Raw genomic sequence first — 19,152 nt, 5'->3', positions numbered from 1 at the left:
ATAACTGAAACAAGAAATTATTCATCAAACTATAATGATATATCATATGATATCTATTTGAATGGAAGATATTCTCATAACATTGGAGATAATCTATTCCTAGAACCATATGGAACACTGTCATATACTTACATAGACCAAGATGGAGCAAAGGAAGGAAACAAAGCTTTAACTATAGAAACAGATTCAAAATCATTTGACTATACAGCAGCTAAAGTAGGAGTAGACCTTAAAAAAGTAATACCACATGAAAAAGGAAAGAGTACACTGACAGCAGGGGTAAGCTATACAAGAATATTTAGTATAGGACTGAATGCAAAATATACCCTTGAACTTGAAAGTGGAATGCTCTTTGATCTAAAGGGAACTTATGCAGTGGAAAGAGATTCACATAATGGTACAGGTAAAAACAAAATAAAAGGCGAATGGATAGTAGGAGCAGGACTGGGGTATAAATTCTAGGAGAGCAGCATAGAAAGGCAGAGAAAATAAAATCTCTGTCTTTTATTTTCTATATTTTAAAGTCCGATAATTAATTAGATAAAAAACAAATTTATAATAAAACAAATAACATATTCCAATATCTATCACAATAGAATATAATAAAATTATAATAATCCAAGAGGTGAGAGGAATGAAAGATATTTTAGAAATAATTTCAGAAAAATTAATAAATGGTGAAGGGAATGAAATAGAAAAACTTACAGAAGAAGCTTTGAACATGGGAATTGATCCTAAAGAAATATTAACTGATTCATTATTAAAAGGTATGACTAAAGCAGGAGAAATGTTTAAGGAAAAAACTCTCACTATGTATGATGTGTTGGAAGCTGCAAAGATAATGGAAAAAAGTATAAAAATATTGAAACCTCACCTTAAAGATGGAGATATGATAAAAAAAGGAAAAATATTAATAGGAAGTGTACATGGAGATTTTCATGATATAGGAAAAAACTTTTGCATATTAATGCTGGAAAGCAACGGATTTGAAATGATAGATATGGGAGTAGATGTTCCACAGGAAAAAATCGAGGATTATATTAAAAAATATTCTCCAGACATATTAATGCTTTCTGCAATGCTGTCTCCTACACTGGAATCTATGAAAATAACTATCAAATATCTTAGAGATAAAGGAATAACAGAGAATATAAAAATAATGGTAGGAGGTGCTCCTCTAACTGAAGAAATAGCTGTATCTATGGGAGCATATTATTCAGCAGATGCGGTAAATGCAGTATATGTTGCTGAAAAATTATTGAATATATAATAAAAAAAGCTGAAACAAATTTTCTTATTTGAATCAGCTTTTTCTTTTTAATTAAAATGAGTATTTCACTCCTGCTCCAACCATAATAAGTTTATTGTTGTCTATGATGGGAGAATCTCCAATTTCAGAAGAGAATCTATCAGCAGACAGAAAAGCTAAAAGTGTTATTTTGTCATTCAGATAATATTCAGCAGCTAAGCTAAGACCTAAAGAATAAGCAGTATCTGGTGAATAAGTATCAGTTATTTTTCCACCTAATTCATTACTGTCTATTCCAAAATAGTAGTCAACATAATTAGATGAATAGATGCTTGCTCCAAATGATGGAATCAATGTAAAATTATCAGTAACTTTATAAGGTTTGATTATACGAGCACTTCCTTTTACCCCTCTTTCTCCTCCAGAGAAAGCTACCACAGCAGTCATATCATAAAAATTCAGATTATATGATAATACCATTCCAACTGCCACTTGAGGTTTTCTTTCATCAATAGTTCTATATCCATGATCAAGTTTGCTTCCTTTTATAGGAAAACCGTCAAAAGGATTAAGAAATAATGATAAAGTAAAATCATCTTCACTATACATATCATATCCCATAGCTATTCCAGATACATAAAAATCATCATATCTGATATCTAATACAGGAATAGGATAAGTAATGGAATCCCCTTTAAAAAAATGATTAGTAAAACCTACACCAGCACCAATTTGAAGCTTATTTTCACTTTGAGCCAAGCTTAGAGATGAACATAAAACAAAAGCAGAAAGCAAAGCAAATATTTTTTTCATGAAAAACCTCCCCAGTAAAATTAAGACTTAGAGGATTTATGTTCTCGTCTAAGTTTAATAAAATTATAATTTCCATGTACTTTTCTTTTAAAACTTAACATATTATTTGTAGGAAAAATACCAATTCTCCTGATTTGAAATAAATCTTCAGAAAATGATAAATCTCCTGAATCAGTCGCCACAGCAAAAGAGTAACCAGAATTTCTGACAAATTCCTTAACCTGTTCATTAAGATCTCCATAAGGATACGCAAAACATACAAGCTTTTCTCCTAATTTTTCTTCTAAGAATTGTGTAGATATAGTTATTTCTTTCTTTGCCTGCTCAAAAGGTATGTGAGCAAGTTTTTGATGTGTCATAGTATGACCGCCAAATTCTATACCATATTCCTGCATTTCCTTTATCATATCCCATGTCATAAGAGTGAACTCTTTTTCAGGATTCTCAGGAACTTCAACATCCCATTTATTGTAATTTAGGTGTGATACTAAATATATAATACACTTAAATTGATATTTTTTCAAGATGGGAAATGCAATTTTATAATTATCTTCATATCCGTCATCAAAGGTAAGTATAACATATTTTTTTCCATTATTAAATCTATTTCTGTAGTTTATCTTTAAAAGCTCTTTAAAAGTTATAGGACAATAACCATGTTCTTTCAAATATCTCATATGTTCATCAAATTTCTTTGCAGTAATGTATGTTCCATGAACTCCCCCTTCATTCTCATCATTAACTACTCGATGATACATGATTACAGGAATATCATATTTTCTTTTAAGAACATATAATCTGGCATATATCTTTTCAATTTTATCAGTAATTATATTCAAATCAAATTCTTTTTCTATACTCTCTCTTAAATCTGACAATTCTTTTTCAGTAAGAGTGAAAGCTGATTCTATATCATCTTTTATTTGATTCCAGTTAAAATTTTCAGAATTGTTAAATTCTATATCACCAAAATTTGAAGCAAGAGCTTCAGCTAAATTGTTATTAGTAATAAGTCCAATATATTTAGCTTCACCAATAGCTATAACAGGTTTACCAGATAAAATACCCTCAACTGCTACTCTTCCAGCTCCTATGACAATATCAGATTCTTTTATTTTTTCAGGAACATCACTTACATATCCCATAAATTTTATATTTTCATTTTTAAAGAATTTTTGAAATTTTTCAGGAATATCCTTTCCTCCAATCAGTCTTATTTCAAGATTTTCCATTTGTGAAAGTATTTCCAGCAGTTTATAAGCCACTTCTCCTTTAGGACCAGAAAGTCTTCCAATTATAGAAAGAATTTTTTTGCTCCCATCTTTTTTTTGAGGAACAAAAGGATATTCTAAAGTATTGACAGGATTTCTTAATACCACAGTATTTTTAGATGAAACTCCAAGCTCATTTATTAGATGTTTCTGAATATTTTCACATACAGGAATAGTCAAATCTCCAAATGCTTTAAATATTTTTCTGCTCAAATGTACTGGCTGTCTTCCATGTGTAGATGTAACAAGAGGTATCCCAGCAATTTTACATGCTATTTGAGAGCTCCATGAAGAAGCTCTTGAATGTGCATGAACTATGTGTATATCATTTTCTTTTATTATTCTTAAAAGAGTTTTTATCTGATTTATACGTTCCTTAAAACCTCTTTTGTTAAATTCTAATTTTATATATTTAGCCTTGCTTTCCTTTGTAAGAGTATCTGAGACTATAATTACATTATTTCCTCTCTTAATAAGTTCATCACCAAGAGTAACAGCATAAACCTCCGCTCCAGTTACTTCCAGCTGAGAAAGCGCCATAAGAATATTCATTATTCCTCCTAGTAAATTATTTTAAGTTTTCTGGATTTAATACTTTTAATTCATCAATAACAAAGATACCATCTTTTCTGATGAGAACATCATCAAACCAGATTTCTCCTCCACCCCATTCTTCTCTTTGAATTAAAACAAGGTCCCAGTGAATACTTGAATTATTTCCATTATCTGCAGCTTTATAGGCCTGTCCAGGTGTAAAGTGGATGCTTCCAGCTATTTTTTCATCAAAAAGAGTATCTTTCATAGGCTTTAAAACATATGGATTAACTCCAATAGCAAATTCTCCTATATATCTTGCTCCTTCATCAGTATCTAAAATTTGATTGATTTTGTCACTATCATTACTTGCAGCTTTTATTATTTTTCCATCTTTAAATTCAAAAGTTATATTTTCAAATGTAAATCCCTGATAGTTAGATGGTGTGTTATAAGAAATAACTCTATTGACACTGTCTTTAACAGGAGCAGTATATATTTCTCCATCAGGAATATTTCTAAGTCCATAACATTTTACATTTGGAATATTTTTAATAGAAAAAGATATATCAGTACCATTTCCTTTTATCCTTACTTTATCAGTTTTGTTTAAAAGAATTGATAAAGATTCCATAGCCTTTTCCATTTTAGAATAATCTAAACAGCATACATCAAAATAAAAATCTTCAAATGCTTCAAGAGATGTACCTGCAAGCTGAGCCATAGAATTATTTGGATATCTTAGAACTACCCATTTAGTATTATTTACTCTTTCATTTAAATGAACAGGATTAGTAAAATATTCAGAATATATTTTCATTTTATCAGAAGCTATATCTGACATTTCAGTAGAATTATCAGTTCCTCTGATGGCAATGTAGGCATCCATATCCTTCATTCTTTCAAGTTCATATTTAGCCATCATTTTTATTTGCTCTATACTGCACCCTTTTAATAGTTCTCTTAATAGAGTTTGATCTTTATTTGTAACAAATGGATATCCCCCAGCTGCGTATGTTTCTTTTATTAAGGCTTTCACCAGATTTTTAGAAGCTTCTCCAAAAGATTCTATTAAAACTTTTTCGCCTTTTTCTATTCTGCAAGAGTGGCTGATAAGATTTTTAGCTAATTTTTCAATTCTTTGATCCACAATATTCACCTCATAAGTATTTTAAATTCTTCCTATAAATTATACTATATATACAAGAAGAATACAACATTGACTCTCTTTAAAATAATGAAATATATAAATAAAAAATATTAGCTACATAATGAAAAAAGATAAAACTTAATATTAGGTAGAAATTTTTATTAAAATAAGATATTATATAAATGAAGTTTGATTAATTTTTTCAGAGAAATTTATACTAAAAAAATTATATATTTTTATTTGGAATTGAAATGATTTTTATAACTTTTCTTATGATATTTTATAAAATATAGATCTAAGATAAAATATCAAAGAAATGTTTTACAATGAGTGAATAAAAATTTTTATAAAATTTATTAAGGGGTTTGGGGGAAAAATACAATGATATCTACAGTTATTTGGAGTCTGGCTATAATAACAGTTTTAAGTTTGGCAGTGATTTTAGGAAAAAACTTCTATATTTTAAAAAAAATAAAAGAACCTTCAGTTGTTCTTGATATACAATGTGATCCTGAAACCTATATTAAAATGAATAAAAATATTCTTGATAAAAAAATAATAAAAAACAGGATGGAATATTTTTTTGTTACCCTTAATCTTTCTGTTGGATATTTCTCAAATGGAGATATAAAAAAAGCAATATTAACTGCTGAAAATATTCCATTAGATAAACTGGAAAAAAACTCTACTTTTAAAGCTGCATATTATTATAACTTGTGTGTATTTTATGCTGTAGATGGAGATAGAGCAATGGTAGAACATTATAATGCTTATTTGCAGGAATGTTATAAAAATATTACTGCTGCTTCTGAAGATAAAAACAATAAAAATATTCATATTGGAAATAAAGACAGTATGGTTGATCGTTTAAAAAAATTAATAAAAGAAATAGCTGTTCATCTTGATAGACTTGATGGAGAATATCAAAAAGTAATTGATTACTATGAAAAAAAATTTCAACAAGAAAATGTTCCCTGCAGTAAGTGTTTTTCTAAATATTACTCAGCTTTATGTTATGAAAAACTTGGAGATATACCTGCTATGAAAGAAGCTCTTATATATGTTTCAGAGCATGGAAACAAATTATTTATAGCAGCTGAAGGGAAAGAAATTTTGAATAAATATCAAAATATATCTTAATTTTCTGAATATTAAAAGTTAAAACTTGATATAAATCTGATGAAAATATAGAAAATACCCAAAGATAAAAATGTAATGGCTTATTAAGTCAGCCGAAAAACATAAAAATAGAAAATATGATATCTGCAAAAATAACAGCTGATTCAAATTAGAATCCCCTAATTAAACAAATATCAAGGTTATTTAATTATAAAGAAGTTACACATTAATAATATGTTAAATTTTATCTCATATTTCATGTAAGGAGGAATTATGCAATTTATATTTTTATTACTTTTTATGAGTTTATTCTTGGGGAGAAGTGTAAACTTAAAAGCAGATGTTTCAAAGAACAGTGAAGTTCCTATTAAAAAAGTAACTCTTTATTCTTCAGGGGTAGGATATTTCGAACATAAAGGCTATCTTGAAAATAGTTCAAAATTATCTTTTTTATTTGAAAAAAATGCTTTAAATGATGTTTTAAAATCTATGATAATTTATGATCCAACTACAGAATTGCCTCTTATAAGCTATTCTTCTGAAGAAACTTTCAGAAGAACCCTTGAAAGCCTCAGTATTAATTTAGAAAATAACCCTACACTTATTGAAATTTTAAATGCTTTGCGTGGAGCAGAAATAGAAATTTCTACTGATAAAAAGATAACAGGGAAAATTATGGGAGCTGAAGTAAAAAAAATAAAAACTGCAGATGGGATTATTGATGGAGGAATTTTATCTATTTTAACTAAAGAAGGAATTGAATTAATAAAAATAGATGAAATTACTTCTTATAATTTCACTGATAAAAAGATTGCAGATGATATTAATAGGGCTTTAGAATTTATATTAGAATCTAAAAATCAAAATATTAAAAGTATAAACATATATTTAGCTGGAGATAAAAAAAGAGAAATTGAAATAAGTTATGTTATAGCAAGTCCTGTTTGGAAGGCAACATATAGATTTGATATAACAGAAAAAAAACCTTATTTTCAAGGTTGGGCTATAGTTGATAATGTTGGTGAAATGGATTGGAAAGATGTGGAATTATCTCTTGTTACAGGTCGTCCTGTCTCTTTTATACAAGAGTTATATCCTCCTTATCATTTAAATAGACCTATATTACCTTTATCAATTGCAGGATTTGCAAATGCAAAAGTACATGAAAGCGGTTTTTCTGAAATATCTGAAATATCTGAAATGGCATATGCAGATATGAGTTTTGAGAAAGCTTCAAAATTTAGTTTTAAAAGAGATTCAGGCAGAGCTGGAAATACTCCTGTTACCAATGTAAGAAGTGCAGGAGAAATGTTTGTTTTTACATCGCCTAAACCAATAACTTTAGAACGTCAGCAGAGTGCTATGATTCCACTTATGGAAGGTGCATTTGAAATAAAAAAACTCTCTATATTTGATGGAGGAAGTGCTAGAATGGATATGAATACAAATCCTGTACTAGGAGTAAGTTTTAAGAATAGTTCTGGAATGAAGCTTCCTGCTGGGCCCATTACAGTATATGATGATGGTACATATGTTGGAGATGCACTTTTAGAATTTCTTCCAGAAAATGAAACCAGAATGATATCTTATGGTGATGATTTATCAGTTAGTGGAATTATTTCAACTTCACTTAAAAATTATTCTGATTTTGTATCTGTAAGTGATGGAGTGTTAAAAATAAATAAAAGAGATATTTATGAAAGGGTATACCATTTTAAAAATAGTAGTAAAAATTTAAAAAATATTATTTTGGAACATCCTTTTATACAAAATTCAAAATTGATTGAACCTCAAAAATATTATGAAAAAACTGCTGCAATTTATCGTTTTGAAATAGAACTTCCTTCTAATAAAGAACTAAAATTTCCAGTAAAAGAAGAAATAATAAAAACTGAAAGTATATATCTTTCAAATTTAGACAGTAAAACACTTATGGCATATTCTTCTAATAGTTCTATTCCAAAAGATGTGCAAAACTTATTTAAGAAAGCTGCTTCACTTCATCAGGAAGTAGAAAATATAAACATGGAACTTACCAATTTGAAAGGAGCTTATGCTGCAAAGCTTACTGAGCAGGATAGAATTAGAAAAAATATAGATACAGTAAAAAATGATTCAACTCAAGGAAAAGAATATATAAAAAGATTGGTAGAGCTTGACAAGGATATAGAAAACATAAATAATAAAATTGAGGAAAATACTGTTAAAATACAGATATTAAAAAAAGAATACAGTAACTATATTTATTCATTAAAATAATATTTAAAATAAAAAATTAAAGTCTGGAAAGTATGATAAAAGAGAATTCTTTTTAAAAAGAATTCTCTTTTATTATTTTTATTTAGATGCTGTCATATTCATTAATAAATACTTTTATTTTTTTCTTGATTCTCTGAATTGCATTGTCAATACTTTTAGGTTCTCTATCCAGTATTTCAGCTATTTCAGTATAAGTCATTTCAAGCAGCATATATTCAAGAATTTCATTCTCCATCTTACTTAGATTTGACTTAATAAATTTTTTAAGCAATTTCATTTTTTCTTTTGATATACATGAGTCTTCAGGATTATTAAATGAAGTAGAGGAAAACATATTGATACTTGTATTCTCATAATTTTTTGATATTATTTCAGAAGAATTACTTATAGCAATATTTAATATTCTTTGTTTTCCTGAATTAGAACTTTTAATAGCTGTAATTAATTGTCTTTTAATGCATAGGAAAGCAAATGTCTTAAATGATGCATTTTTACCTTCGCAAAATGAATGAATTGCTTTTATAAGACCAATAGAAGCTTCTTGAATGACATCATCGTGATCAGCACCATAAAAAAAATATTTTTTAGCTGTTAAAAGAATAAGATTATTATATTCTTTAAATATCCTATTAGCAGCTTCTTCATTTCCTTTTCTTGCCCGATAAATTAATTCTAAATTTGTCATAGAACCACCTCCAAATTTATATGGTAATTTTATTTCTGTTGGAAAACCATTGATTGAAATTATATTTCATATTTCTAGTGTACCTTTTTTTACAAATAAAGTCAAATATTTTTTCAAAAAAGATAATTTTTAAAGTATTCAAAATGTAAAAAAAGACATAAAATCACAGGTGTATTGTTATGAAATAAAAAAGATGTATTTAATACGGTCTAAAAATAAAACTTTCTTTAAATCTAGAGTAGTTTATAAATTTTTGTATACAAAAAAATAATATTTTAACAATAATAAAACAATTTTGTATGTCATTTTTTATATTGAAAAAATTTTAATATTTTTAAAATTTTTTTTGAATTAAGATAATTTTTAATTTTTTTCAATAAATTCATTTTATAATTTTTTTAATAAGAAAATTATTATTGTTTTATTCTTTTATATAATTCAAGAATTTATGTTGACAAAGAGAGCTAAAAATAAAAATTTACTCTATAGAATAAAGGAATTTAGTAAGAGTTATTGTAATAAAAAATTAATAGAATTAAATAATAATGTTATGTGAATAGCTGAAAAAACTTGGATTAATATGAATAAGTATACAAAAGGAGTAAATATGAAAAAAATAATTTTATTTTTATTGATTTCTAAAGTGACTTTTTCCCTTGGAGGAATAGAAATAGGAACAAGTTCAAGTGTTATTTCTTTTGGAAATCCTGCTCAAGCAGCATATATCTCCACAGAAGCAGTATTTTCAAATCCAAGTTCTACAATATTTTTAGGAACTGGGGATTATATATATGGTGGAACCTTAGTAATATTTCCTGATTACAAACTTAAACTTAGAAATAATACTTTTTTAGAAACTAGTACATCACAGTTTGCACCAAGTCTTTCATATGTTCATAATACAGAAAACTATGGATTTTACTTCGGGGCAGGTTCTTTAGGTCAAGGAGGATTCTTAAAATATAAAGTTTCATACAATAGAATTGAAAATTTAAATGTAACATCTTTTAATCCGGGAATAATTTTGGGATTTACCTATAAATTAAAAGATAATTTAGCAATAGGATTAGGAGGAAGAGCCTTATATTCAAAAATAGAAGCTGAAGGCTATGTTATAACTGGTCAAGGTGTAAAATCAAAAATTACTGCAACAGGATTTGCACCAGAAATATCGCTGTTTTATCAACTTGATAAAAATTTAAATTTGGGAATTAAATATTTAGCTGAAACAAAATTAAATTATGATGGGCATATAACAACAGATGATGGTCATATTGCAGAAACGCTTTTAGCAAAATTTGCAGTAGATCAGAGAAAAGATTTTCCAAGTGTTCTTTCCTTAGGTGCAGAATACAAGTTAAATGAATTACAGAGCATATTTTTTACTTATAATAGAATTTTTGAAAGTAAGAAGAAAATGGATAAGGAATTATATCATAAATTTAAGGATACTAATGAATATTTATTTGGATTTGAACAAGTACTAAATGAGAAGTTTGATTTATTATTAGGGTATGGATATATAGATAAAGGACAAAATTCTCACCCAACTGGGGATATGATGCAACTAAGTGCTCATCAATTTAATCTTGGATTACGTTATAAATCTGATAGTTCAATGAAAATTACTTTTACTGTGGGATTAAATCACTATGATTCACATGATGGAAATCTTTATGGCTATGAAATAAAAACTACTAGAAAAGAAGTTATTACAGGAATAGGAATAGAGAAAAAATTATAATAAAATATTTTTTGAAAAGAAAAATAGATGTAAATTTTAAAATTAATTTTATCTTTAGAAAGATAAAAAAGAGATAAAATTATGTAATTTAATATATTATTCACTATGTTATGGTTTTGGTCTTTATATAAACAGAACAAAAAATTTATAAAGGGAGTGAAATATGAAAATTATAACTTTATTATTATTTTTAAGTTTAAGTATTTTTATTTATGGAAAGGAAACAAGTAAAAATGCTTTTAAACCCCAGACAAAAGAAGTGAATCAACAATTACTGGACAATGCAAAGGAAGAGGTTCCAGCAGTTATAAATACTCTACAGAATATTGTAACAATGGAAAGCTTTAGTGATGATAATGAAGGATTACTTAAATTAGGAAATTACTTAAAGAAACAATTGGAGGAACTTGGTGGAAAAGTTACTTTAGAGACACCTCTAAATGAAGGAAAAGGAAAAAATGTTCTGGCCAAATTCAAAGGGAATGGAAGTAAGAAAATTTTGATGATGGCACATATGGACACAGTTTATCCAAAAGGAACATTAAAAAATGCACCCTGGAAAGTAGAGGGAGATAAAATCTATGGACCAGGAGTAGGAGATGCAAAATCAGGGGTAGCAGTAATTTTACATACTTTAAATCTTTTGAAGAAAATGGATTTTAAGAATTATGATACTATTACAGTTATTTTTAATACTGATGAAGAAATAGGATCAGCTGGATCAAAAGACTTGATAGCAGCTGAAGCTGCAAAAAGTGATATGGTTCTCTCATATGAACCCACTTCTGCTGGACAGGAAATTTTAGTTATGGGAACATCAGGAACAGGAAAAATAAAAGTAGAAATAAAAGGATTGAGTGCTCATGCTGGAGCAGATCCTGATAGTGGAATAAATACCATCATAGAAGGTGCTGATTTAGTTTCAAGAACAAAAGATCTAGATGAGGGAAAAGATAAACTAAGATTTAACTGGACTGCTTTTGAAAGCGGTTCAGAAAAAACTTTAAATGTTATTCCAGAAAATGCAGTATTATATGCTGATATAAGATATCCAAATGAAGAAAAACTTAATGAAGTATTAAAAAAATTGGAAGAAAAATCAAATCAAAAGAAATTAAGTGGAAGTAAAATTTCTATTGAATTTTCTCCTAAAAGACCTCCATTTAGTACAAATGAAAAAGGAAAAGTACTGGTACAAAATGCAGTTAATATATATCATTCATTAGGTAAAAATTTAGGACTTCTTCCAAATACAGGAGGCGGAACAGATGCAGGGCATGCTATGGCATCTGGAAAACCTATTTTAGAAGGATTGGGATTAGCTGGAGCAAATGCTCACACACCAGGAAAAGAATGGATAAGTATTGAAAGTATTCCTAGAAGACTTTATTTATCTGCTCAAACAATCATTGATGTATGTGAAAATAAAATTTTAGATTAATTGCTTTAAGGATATAGACATTAATTGAAAGATTAGATCATTGAATGACAGCTTTAAAAAATTTTAATAATTTTTTAAAATTTTTAAAATATGATTATCCAGAATTGATTTAAGAAGCTCTTAATGATGGAAAGAAAATAAAATATAAAAGAAGCCCTTGAAAAAGGGCTCCTTTTATCATATTAACATATATTCAGGAAAGTAAATATATTATAAACCTTTAAGCAGCTTAAAGGGCAAGCTTTTTTATAAAAAAATAAAAATTAAAAGTTTATTATACATAAGCAGAATATTTTCTATATATAATATAGTTATGAAGAATATTAAATAAAGATCAAGAAACATAAATATATAATATGAAGAAAAAAATTACTCCAAAAAATAAAAAACCTCTTAAATTTATTTTAAGAGGTAATTAACATTAAAGTGGCTGGGCTGGCTGGATTCGAACCAGCGCCTGACGGAGTCAAAGTCCGTTGCCTTACCGCTTGGCGACAGCCCAATTAATGGTCGGAATAGCAAGATTCGAACTTGCGGCCCTCTGCTCCCAAGGCAGATGCGCTACCGGACTGCGCTATATTCCGACTTTCGTTGACAAAGATTATAATATCATAAAATATACTTTATGTCAATAAAATTCTTAGTAAAATTTTTAAAATAATTGAATAAAAATTTGATATTTTTACTTGTTTTTTTTTCGGAAAATGGTATAATTAGTAAGACTTATACTAAAAAAATAGGAAATAATAGGAGGAAAGAATGAAATATAAGGCAATTGTATGTGACCTAGATGGAACACTGCTGAATTCTGAGCATACAATCTCTAAATATACAAGAGATGTAATAAAAGATGTAACCAACCTTGGAATAAAGTTTTTTATTGCAACTGGAAGACATCATATGGATGCCTTAAAGTTTAAAGAAATGCTGGGCTTGGATTCTTATCTTATCAGTTCAAATGGAGCCAGAATACACAATGAAAATAATGATATTATATTTAAGGGAGACATACCTAAGGAATTAAGCAATGAAATATTTGATCTTGATATAAATGAAGATATTCATAAAAGTATATATAAAGATGATTTTTGGTTTTCTGAAAGACCTTTAGATGAAGCTCATGAATATCATAAGGAATCTGGATTTACATATAATGTAAAGAAATTTTCGGAATTAAAAAATAGTGAAGTAATAAAGTTTTTTTATATCAATGAAAATGAAAGGCTTATAAGAAAACTTGAAAATGAAATAAATGAAAAATTTGGAGATAGAATAAATCTTACTCTTTCCATGCCGATATGTCTGGAAATAATGAATAAGGGAGTTTCTAAAGGAAGTGCAATAAAAGATATACTTCTTCCAAAATTTGGAATAAATACTGAAGAGGTAATATCTTTTGGTGACGGATTAAATGATTATGAGATGCTTGATGTAGTGGGTGAAGGGCTTCTTATGGGAAATTGTAATCCAAGATTAAAAGAACTTCTTCCTGAGAACAAAATAATTGGGAGAAATGATGAAGATGGAGTGGCTGAATATTTAAAAAAAATTTTCCTGTAATAAATAAAAAAGGGTAGATAAAAGTAATTATAATATAAAAAGTGAGGGGAAATATGAAAAAAGCATTAAAAGCGGCATTTAAAGCAACTATGCCGGTTTTTTTCGGGTATATTTTTGTAGGAATGGCCTTTGGACTTCTATGTCAAAGAAATGGATATAATTTCATCTGGGCATTATTTATAGGATTGGGAATTTATTCAGGGTCTATGCAGTTTGTACTTTTAAATCTTTTAACAGGAGGGGCAGGAATAGCAGAAGCAGTTATTACTACTTTAATAGTAAATGCAAGATATGCCCTCTATGGAATATCTTTTACTAATTTATTTAAAAAGATGAAAAAAGTAAGACCATATATGATACATACACTTACAGATGAAGTATATGCTATTATGTGTTCAGTAAAAACTCCATTAGGAGTTAACAGAAAACAACTTTTTCTAGCAATAGCTGGGTTAAGCCATTTTTATTGGATATTAGGAGGAGTATTAGGAGCAATACTTGGGTCAGCCGTGCATTTTAACAGCAAAGGAATAGATTTTGCAATGACAGCTTTATTTATAGTTATATTTGTAGATCAGTTTCTTACTTTTCCAACGAAAACACCAAGTATATTAGGTGTGGTGAGCGGACTTCTATGTTTGATATTCTTAGGATCTAAAAATATGCTGATTCCTTCTATAGTTATTATAATAGTTTTCTTGATTATATTTAAATCAAGATTAGAAAAAAAGATAGAGTCAGCAAAGAAAAGAGGAGTGGAATAATATGAGGTCAGGGTTTTTATATTCAGTTTCTATAATAGCAGCAGTAGGAGTTACCTCATATTTTTTAAGAGCTTTTCCTTTTCTTATATTGAATAAAAAAAATAAAGCAGTGGAAAAATATATGATGTACTTGGGAAAAGTTTTGCCTCCAGCAGTAATTGGAATTCTTATTATATTTTGTTTGAAGGATACTGATGTACTTAAATCACCTCATGGGATACCTGAAATATTGGCAGTAGCAGTAGTTGTATTTCTTCAGGCATGGAAAAGAAATAGCTTGATAAGTATTTTAGGAGGAACAGTATTCTATATGTATCTTGTTCAAAAAATATTTTAAGTGTATCATATGTTACCGAATTTATTTTTTTCATATAGTAATATATTTATAGAAAGATGTAACAAATAATGAGGTGACATAAGAATGATAAGGAAAATAATAAAAATTGATGAAGAAAAATGTAATGGGTGCGGGATATGTGTTTCAGCTTGTCATGAAGGGGCAATTGGAATGGTGAATGGTAAAGCCAGACTTATGAGAGATGACTATTGTGATGGTTTGGGAGATTGCCTTCCAGGTTGTCCAGTAAATGCAATTAGTTTTGAAGAAAGAGAAGCTGCTGAATATGATGAGGCAGCAGTAAAAGCTAATATGGCAGCTAAAAAGGCAGAAACTGCCCATCCTCTTCCTTGTGGGTGTCCAGGAATACAATCAAAAGCTATTGAGAGAAAAAATGAAAAATCAGAATGTTGTGAAACTAAAGAAGTAGAATCACAATTAAATCAATGGCCTGTACAAATAAAACTTGTACCGTTTAATGCACCATATTTTAATGGAGCTAATTTATTGATAGCAGCAGATTGTACAGCATATGCCTATGGAGATTTTCATAATAAATTTATAAAAAACAGAATAACTCTCATAGGATGCCCTAAATTAGATGAAGGAGATTACGCAGACAAATTAACTGCAATCCTTGAAAACAATAATATAAAATCACTTACTGTTGTACGTATGCAGGTTCCATGCTGTGGTGGAATAGTGAATGCAGTGAAAAAAGCATTACTTCAAAGCAGTAAACTAATACCTTGGAATATTGTAACAATATCTACAAGTGGAGAAATAATAGAAGATTAATAATTTAAAAAAAGGCTGCAAATCAAAGCAGCCTTTTTTATTTACTGTACAATTAATAAATGCAGAAATTTTGTTCAAGTTGACAATGGAAAAAGTGATTGTTATAATTAAGAATGTAAATAGAAATTATATTTTGAAAGGGGGATGCTACTTGAAAAAATTATCACTGCGCCTATTTAATAGTAAGGATATTGCTTTGTTTGAAAAATGGCTTTACATACCTCATGTAGCTAAATGGTATCATAATCCACTAGATTGGATTGATGAGGTCAAAAAAAGAAATGATGAATTTTCATTCCTACACCATTTTATAGTAGAAGTGGAAAATAAACCTATTGGCTTTTGTCAATACTATGAATATCATCATAGTGGAGAAAAATGGCATGGCAAAATTGATATAGATGGTGCATACAGCATTGACTATCTTATTGGTGAAACTGAATATCTTGGTGTTGGATTTGGTAAAAAAATAATTCAAGCATTAATTGAAAAAATTAAATTACAAAATAATGTAAAATGTATCATTGTACAACCAGAACAAGAAAATAAAGCTTCATGTAATACACTGCTATCTAGTGGATTTTTCTTTGATATGAATAATGAAATTTTTATTATTGAATTTTAACTATATAAAGCCAAAACCTATTAATTTATAGCATATGATATGGTTTCTTTTGAAATTGTTGATATTATTATATGAGCCATACTTTGTTTTAATAGTTTTATTTTTAATTATAATATTGCTCTAGTGAGCAGCTATGGATTTAATTAATTATAATGTTTTTGTTTTTCAGCTCTTTCAGTGAGCAGTTTTATTTCTTTCCACATAACATAAGCTGCACCTATGCAGCAGATGGTATCTGCAACAGGAAAACTCATCAATACTCCATCTGCTCCCCAGAAGATAGGGAGAATATAAGTGAGTGGAATAGATAGAACAGCCAGCCTTAAAATAATGAATCTGGTAGTTATCATACCTTTTCCCACAGCCTGAAAATAATTTGTACATGAAAGATAAATTGCAGTACCTATCATTAATCCCAGATGTATATAGGTACCTCTTATAGTATAATTTGTAAGCTCAGGATCATTTTTCACAAAGAAATTAACTACTGTATGGGCATTTACTATTACTGCAAATAAAAGAAAAAGTGAAATTACAGCAGTTAATGTTATTGAAGAATAAAATATTTTTTTTACTCTTTCATAGTTTTTAGCTCCCCAATTATAAGATAAAAGGGGCTGTCTTCCTTGATTTAATCCTATGTAACCAGTATTTATACAAGTTCTCAGTAATGAAAGAATCCCCATTCCAGCAAGTGCTACATCTCCACCATATTTTGCAAGCTGTATATTCAGTACATAGACATAAGCTCCATTGAGAAATTGATTAAGAAATCCAGAGTTTCCTATATAGAAAATTTTCTTCATAAGTTCATGGTCATATCTTATATATTTTATCTTTAAAGTAAGTATATCACTTTTCAGAAAATGATATATAAGAATGACTCCAGGAACAACATTGGCAATAGCAGTAGCTATTGCAGCTCCTTTCATTCCCATACCATATCTCATGATAAGTATATAGTCCAGAACTATATTGACTATGGCACTGGCAAAATTAATAACCATAGATTCCATAGGTCTTCCTTCTAATCTGACAAATGCACAGTAAGTTATATAGATCAGCTGAAAAATAGTGACTGGAAATAAATATTTATTATATTCAACAGCATAGGCAAAACTATTTTCTGTGGCTCCCATAAAAGAAACTATTTCATCAAGAAAAATCATACCAAATACAGTATAGATTCCTCCAATGACAATCAAGGCATAAAAACATGTTCCAAGTACCTTTCTTGCATCTTCTATTTTATCCTCTCCCATTTTTATTCCAGCAAGAGCACACCCACCTATACTGAAAAGCACCCCTGTAGCACTTAAAACGAGCAGTATTGGAAAAGTAACAGCAAGAGCAGAGATTCCATTTCTTCCTACAGCCTGTCCAATATAATATCTGTCTGTTGCATTGTATATTATTCCTATAAGTATAGCAAAAGTTGCAGGTATAGAAAAACGAATGAGCAGAGATAATATATTTCCATCTCTGAATTCTTTTTCCTGATGTGTCATCTAATCCCCTCCGATTTTTTTAAAAGAGTTATAAGGCTTTTTTCAAAGTTCTCATCATCACTTTTTTCTCTTTTTTTAGGACCTTTTGTCCTTCCCCCATTGTTTCTTATTTTCTTTGATATATGTCTTGTAAAAAGTAGCTGATCAATATTAAATTGATTATAAATCAGTCCATTTTGATTGAGGGCAGCAGCTTTTTTAGCAAGTATCATTGAAGCTAACCCAAAATCCTGAGTGACAACTATATCATCTGGTTCTGTATTTTTTAAAAGAACAAAATCTACTGAATCATTTCCTTGAGAAACATAGACAGTTTCAGCTCCAGATTTATCTATTTTATGAACTTCATCACAAAATATAACGGTTTTTACACCGAATTTTTTACCTGTTTCTATAGTTAACTCTACTACAGGGCAGGCATCTGCATCTATTAAAATCTTCATTATTTAACTCCTTTTATTGTGTATCAGTCTATATAATATATCATATTTTTCATAATTTTTCTTAGTATTTTTAATTCTTTTTATTAATAAATTTATGCTATAATAAAGCAAGTGACATTAAATTTTTGCAGGGAGAGAAAATGCTGATAACGACAACAGAAAACTTAATAGGCTATGACATAGAAGAATATATAGGATATATTACTGAAACTGTAACTTTTGGAATAAATGATTTTAAAGAATTCTTTTTAATTGCAGATGTTATTGGAGGAGAATCAAGTATATATCGTGAAACTTTAGAAAAAGCAAAAGAGATATTAAATAATAGATTAGAAGAAAAAGCAAAATCTTTGGGTGCTGATGCTATAATAGGACTTAGAGTTACTTATTCAGAAATGGCAGGAAGAGGTAAAAGTATGCTTCTTCTCTCTGGAACAGGAACAGCCGTTGCAGTTGAAATAAAAGAAGAATTTGTAGAAAAAATGGAAAAAAGAAAAAAACAAGTAGAAGAAATAAAAGAAAAAGTAAAAGAAGATAAAAAACTTCAAGAAAAAATCCTTATTAGCAAAGCTTTGTATAAAAAAACTTTTTTTCAATTAAACGTTGAATACTATAACGAAGTATCAGAAGATAGGAAAAGAGAAATTATAGAGGTATTAAATACTAAAGAAGAGGTTATTAGGAAAAGAGAAGAGTATAAAAATAAGGATAACCTTATGCTGATGTTGTTAAAAGATGGTAAAGATATTTTTGCAGAAATAGAATTATATAATAGATCTAATAAATCTCTCTATAAATAAAAATTTATATTAAATTTAAAAAATAAACTTTTAGAGAATTTTACTTTAATAT

At 28.3% G+C, this 19,152-nt stretch carries 18 protein-coding genes and 2 tRNA genes; 12 read left to right on the top strand and 8 right to left on the bottom strand.

What is annotated here, in order from left to right:
• Window positions 1-462: autotransporter outer membrane beta-barrel domain-containing protein (locus tag E6771_RS10475; RefSeq protein WP_316091272.1), on the top strand; the 462-nt coding region annotated here is incomplete at its 5' end.
• Window positions 463-634: 172 nt separating this feature from the next.
• A complete protein-coding gene (locus E6771_RS10470) occupies window positions 635-1,270 on the top strand; it encodes a B12-binding domain-containing protein (protein ID WP_316091271.1) in 636 nt (211 codons plus the stop codon).
• A gap of 51 nt (window positions 1,271-1,321) precedes the next feature.
• Here E6771_RS10470 and E6771_RS10465 read toward each other — a convergent pair whose 3' ends face one another.
• From E6771_RS10465 to E6771_RS10455, 3 genes are read right to left on the bottom strand one after another with little or no spacing between them, the layout of a single operon-like run.
• Entirely contained in the window at window positions 1,322-2,062 is a 741-nt protein-coding gene (locus tag E6771_RS10465) for a MipA/OmpV family protein (protein ID WP_316091270.1), read from the bottom strand.
• A 20-nt stretch (window positions 2,063-2,082) separates the two neighbouring features.
• Window positions 2,083-3,885 carry a polysaccharide deacetylase family protein gene (locus E6771_RS10460; RefSeq protein ID WP_316091269.1) on the bottom strand — a complete coding sequence of 601 codons (1,803 nt, stop codon included), beginning with the start codon at window positions 3,883-3,885 and terminating at the stop codon, window positions 2,083-2,085.
• A 16-nt stretch (window positions 3,886-3,901) separates the two neighbouring features.
• Window positions 3,902-5,017, bottom strand: a complete 1,116-nt coding sequence (locus E6771_RS10455) for an aminopeptidase (RefSeq protein WP_316091268.1) — start codon at window positions 5,015-5,017, stop codon at window positions 3,902-3,904.
• Between the two features lie 381 nt (window positions 5,018-5,398).
• On the opposite strand from E6771_RS10455, the gene E6771_RS10450 reads away from it, so the two are divergent.
• Complete coding sequence (locus tag E6771_RS10450) at window positions 5,399-6,157, top strand: hypothetical protein (protein ID WP_316091267.1); 759 nt, start codon at window positions 5,399-5,401, stop codon at window positions 6,155-6,157.
• A gap of 252 nt (window positions 6,158-6,409) precedes the next feature.
• Entirely contained in the window at window positions 6,410-8,395 is a 1,986-nt protein-coding gene (locus E6771_RS10445; protein WP_316091266.1) for a hypothetical protein, read from the top strand.
• Window positions 8,396-8,477: 82 nt separating this feature from the next.
• Here E6771_RS10445 and E6771_RS10440 read toward each other — a convergent pair whose 3' ends face one another.
• Entirely contained in the window at window positions 8,478-9,080 is a 603-nt protein-coding gene (locus E6771_RS10440; RefSeq protein WP_316091265.1) for a sigma-70 family RNA polymerase sigma factor, read from the bottom strand.
• 607 nt (window positions 9,081-9,687) lie between these two features.
• Between E6771_RS10440 and E6771_RS10435 the strand changes: the two genes are divergently transcribed.
• Complete coding sequence (locus tag E6771_RS10435) at window positions 9,688-10,824, top strand: hypothetical protein (RefSeq protein ID WP_316091264.1); 1,137 nt, start codon at window positions 9,688-9,690, stop codon at window positions 10,822-10,824.
• 163 nt (window positions 10,825-10,987) lie between these two features.
• Window positions 10,988-12,265: a glutamate carboxypeptidase gene (locus tag E6771_RS10430; protein ID WP_316091263.1), complete on the top strand. Its 1,278-nt coding sequence runs from the start codon at window positions 10,988-10,990 to the stop codon at window positions 12,263-12,265.
• Between the two features lie 427 nt (window positions 12,266-12,692).
• Here E6771_RS10430 and E6771_RS10425 read toward each other — a convergent pair.
• Window positions 12,693-12,767 (bottom strand) — tRNA-Gln (locus E6771_RS10425).
• Between the two features lie 5 nt (window positions 12,768-12,772).
• A tRNA-Pro gene (locus E6771_RS10420) sits at window positions 12,773-12,849 on the bottom strand.
• 175 nt (window positions 12,850-13,024) lie between these two features.
• Here E6771_RS10420 and E6771_RS10415 point away from each other — a divergent pair.
• The 5 genes from E6771_RS10415 (at window position 13,025) to E6771_RS10395 (ending at window position 16,349) form a co-directional block, all read left to right on the top strand.
• Window positions 13,025-13,825 carry a Cof-type HAD-IIB family hydrolase gene (locus E6771_RS10415; RefSeq protein WP_316091262.1) on the top strand — a complete coding sequence of 267 codons (801 nt, stop codon included), beginning with the start codon at window positions 13,025-13,027 and terminating at the stop codon, window positions 13,823-13,825.
• Between the two features lie 53 nt (window positions 13,826-13,878).
• A complete protein-coding gene (locus tag E6771_RS10410) occupies window positions 13,879-14,589 on the top strand; it encodes an AzlC family ABC transporter permease (RefSeq protein WP_316091261.1) in 711 nt (236 codons plus the stop codon).
• Between the two features lies 1 nt (window position 14,590).
• The gene (locus tag E6771_RS10405; RefSeq protein ID WP_316091260.1) at window positions 14,591-14,926 is read left to right on the top strand and encodes a branched-chain amino acid transporter permease; all 336 of its coding nucleotides are present in this window, start codon (window positions 14,591-14,593) and stop codon (window positions 14,924-14,926) included.
• An 84-nt stretch (window positions 14,927-15,010) separates the two neighbouring features.
• Window positions 15,011-15,724: an ATP-binding protein gene (locus E6771_RS10400; protein WP_316091259.1), complete on the top strand. Its 714-nt coding sequence runs from the start codon at window positions 15,011-15,013 to the stop codon at window positions 15,722-15,724.
• Window positions 15,725-15,809: 85 nt separating this feature from the next.
• A complete protein-coding gene (locus E6771_RS10395) occupies window positions 15,810-16,349 on the top strand; it encodes a GNAT family N-acetyltransferase (RefSeq protein WP_316091258.1) in 540 nt (179 codons plus the stop codon).
• 143 nt (window positions 16,350-16,492) lie between these two features.
• On the opposite strand, the gene E6771_RS10390 is transcribed toward E6771_RS10395, so the two are convergent.
• Window positions 16,493-17,857 (bottom strand): MATE family efflux transporter, encoded by a 1,365-nt coding sequence (locus tag E6771_RS10390; RefSeq protein ID WP_316091257.1) that lies wholly within the window; start codon window positions 17,855-17,857, stop codon window positions 16,493-16,495.
• Window positions 17,854-18,300 (bottom strand): YaiI/YqxD family protein, encoded by a 447-nt coding sequence (locus tag E6771_RS10385; protein WP_316091256.1) that lies wholly within the window; start codon window positions 18,298-18,300, stop codon window positions 17,854-17,856. Before E6771_RS10385 ends, E6771_RS10390 begins: the two co-directional genes overlap by 4 nt.
• Window positions 18,301-18,440: 140 nt before the next feature.
• Here E6771_RS10385 and E6771_RS10380 point away from each other — a divergent pair, with 140 nt between their 5' ends.
• On the top strand, window positions 18,441-19,100 hold the full coding sequence (locus tag E6771_RS10380) for a YbjQ family protein (RefSeq protein WP_316091255.1): 660 nt from the start codon (window positions 18,441-18,443) through the stop codon (window positions 19,098-19,100).
• The last annotated feature ends 52 nt before the right edge of the window (window positions 19,101-19,152 follow it).

Source organism: Fusobacterium sp., from assembly GCF_032477075.1.
Lineage (GTDB): Bacteria > Fusobacteriota > Fusobacteriia > Fusobacteriales > Fusobacteriaceae > Fusobacterium_A.
Note: the sequence above shows the minus strand (reverse complement) of the source record. Positions and strands in the feature narration are given on the sequence as shown.

Coding starts and splice junctions, on each gene's coding strand:
- E6771_RS10435 (WP_316091264.1), top strand. CDS start 9,688: ATGAAAAAAATAATTTTATTTTTATTGATTTCTAAAGTGACTTTTTCC.
- E6771_RS10410 (WP_316091261.1), top strand. CDS start 13,879: ATGAAAAAAGCATTAAAAGCGGCATTTAAAGCAACTATGCCGGTTTTT.
- E6771_RS10390 (WP_316091257.1), bottom strand. CDS start 17,857: ATGACACATCAGGAAAAAGAATTCAGAGATGGAAATATATTATCTCTG.
- E6771_RS10440 (WP_316091265.1), bottom strand. CDS start 9,080: ATGACAAATTTAGAATTAATTTATCGGGCAAGAAAAGGAAATGAAGAA.
- E6771_RS10380 (WP_316091255.1), top strand. CDS start 18,441: ATGCTGATAACGACAACAGAAAACTTAATAGGCTATGACATAGAAGAA.
- E6771_RS10430 (WP_316091263.1), top strand. CDS start 10,988: ATGAAAATTATAACTTTATTATTATTTTTAAGTTTAAGTATTTTTATT.
- E6771_RS10450 (WP_316091267.1), top strand. CDS start 5,399: ATGATATCTACAGTTATTTGGAGTCTGGCTATAATAACAGTTTTAAGT.
- E6771_RS10460 (WP_316091269.1), bottom strand. CDS start 3,885: ATGAATATTCTTATGGCGCTTTCTCAGCTGGAAGTAACTGGAGCGGAG.
- E6771_RS10465 (WP_316091270.1), bottom strand. CDS start 2,062: ATGAAAAAAATATTTGCTTTGCTTTCTGCTTTTGTTTTATGTTCATCT.
- E6771_RS10445 (WP_316091266.1), top strand. CDS start 6,410: ATGCAATTTATATTTTTATTACTTTTTATGAGTTTATTCTTGGGGAGA.
- E6771_RS10385 (WP_316091256.1), bottom strand. CDS start 18,300: ATGAAGATTTTAATAGATGCAGATGCCTGCCCTGTAGTAGAGTTAACT.
- E6771_RS10405 (WP_316091260.1), top strand. CDS start 14,591: ATGAGGTCAGGGTTTTTATATTCAGTTTCTATAATAGCAGCAGTAGGA.
- E6771_RS10395 (WP_316091258.1), top strand. CDS start 15,810: ATGGAAAAAGTGATTGTTATAATTAAGAATGTAAATAGAAATTATATT.
- E6771_RS10415 (WP_316091262.1), top strand. CDS start 13,025: ATGAAATATAAGGCAATTGTATGTGACCTAGATGGAACACTGCTGAAT.
- E6771_RS10470 (WP_316091271.1), top strand. CDS start 635: ATGAAAGATATTTTAGAAATAATTTCAGAAAAATTAATAAATGGTGAA.
- E6771_RS10400 (WP_316091259.1), top strand. CDS start 15,011: ATGATAAGGAAAATAATAAAAATTGATGAAGAAAAATGTAATGGGTGC.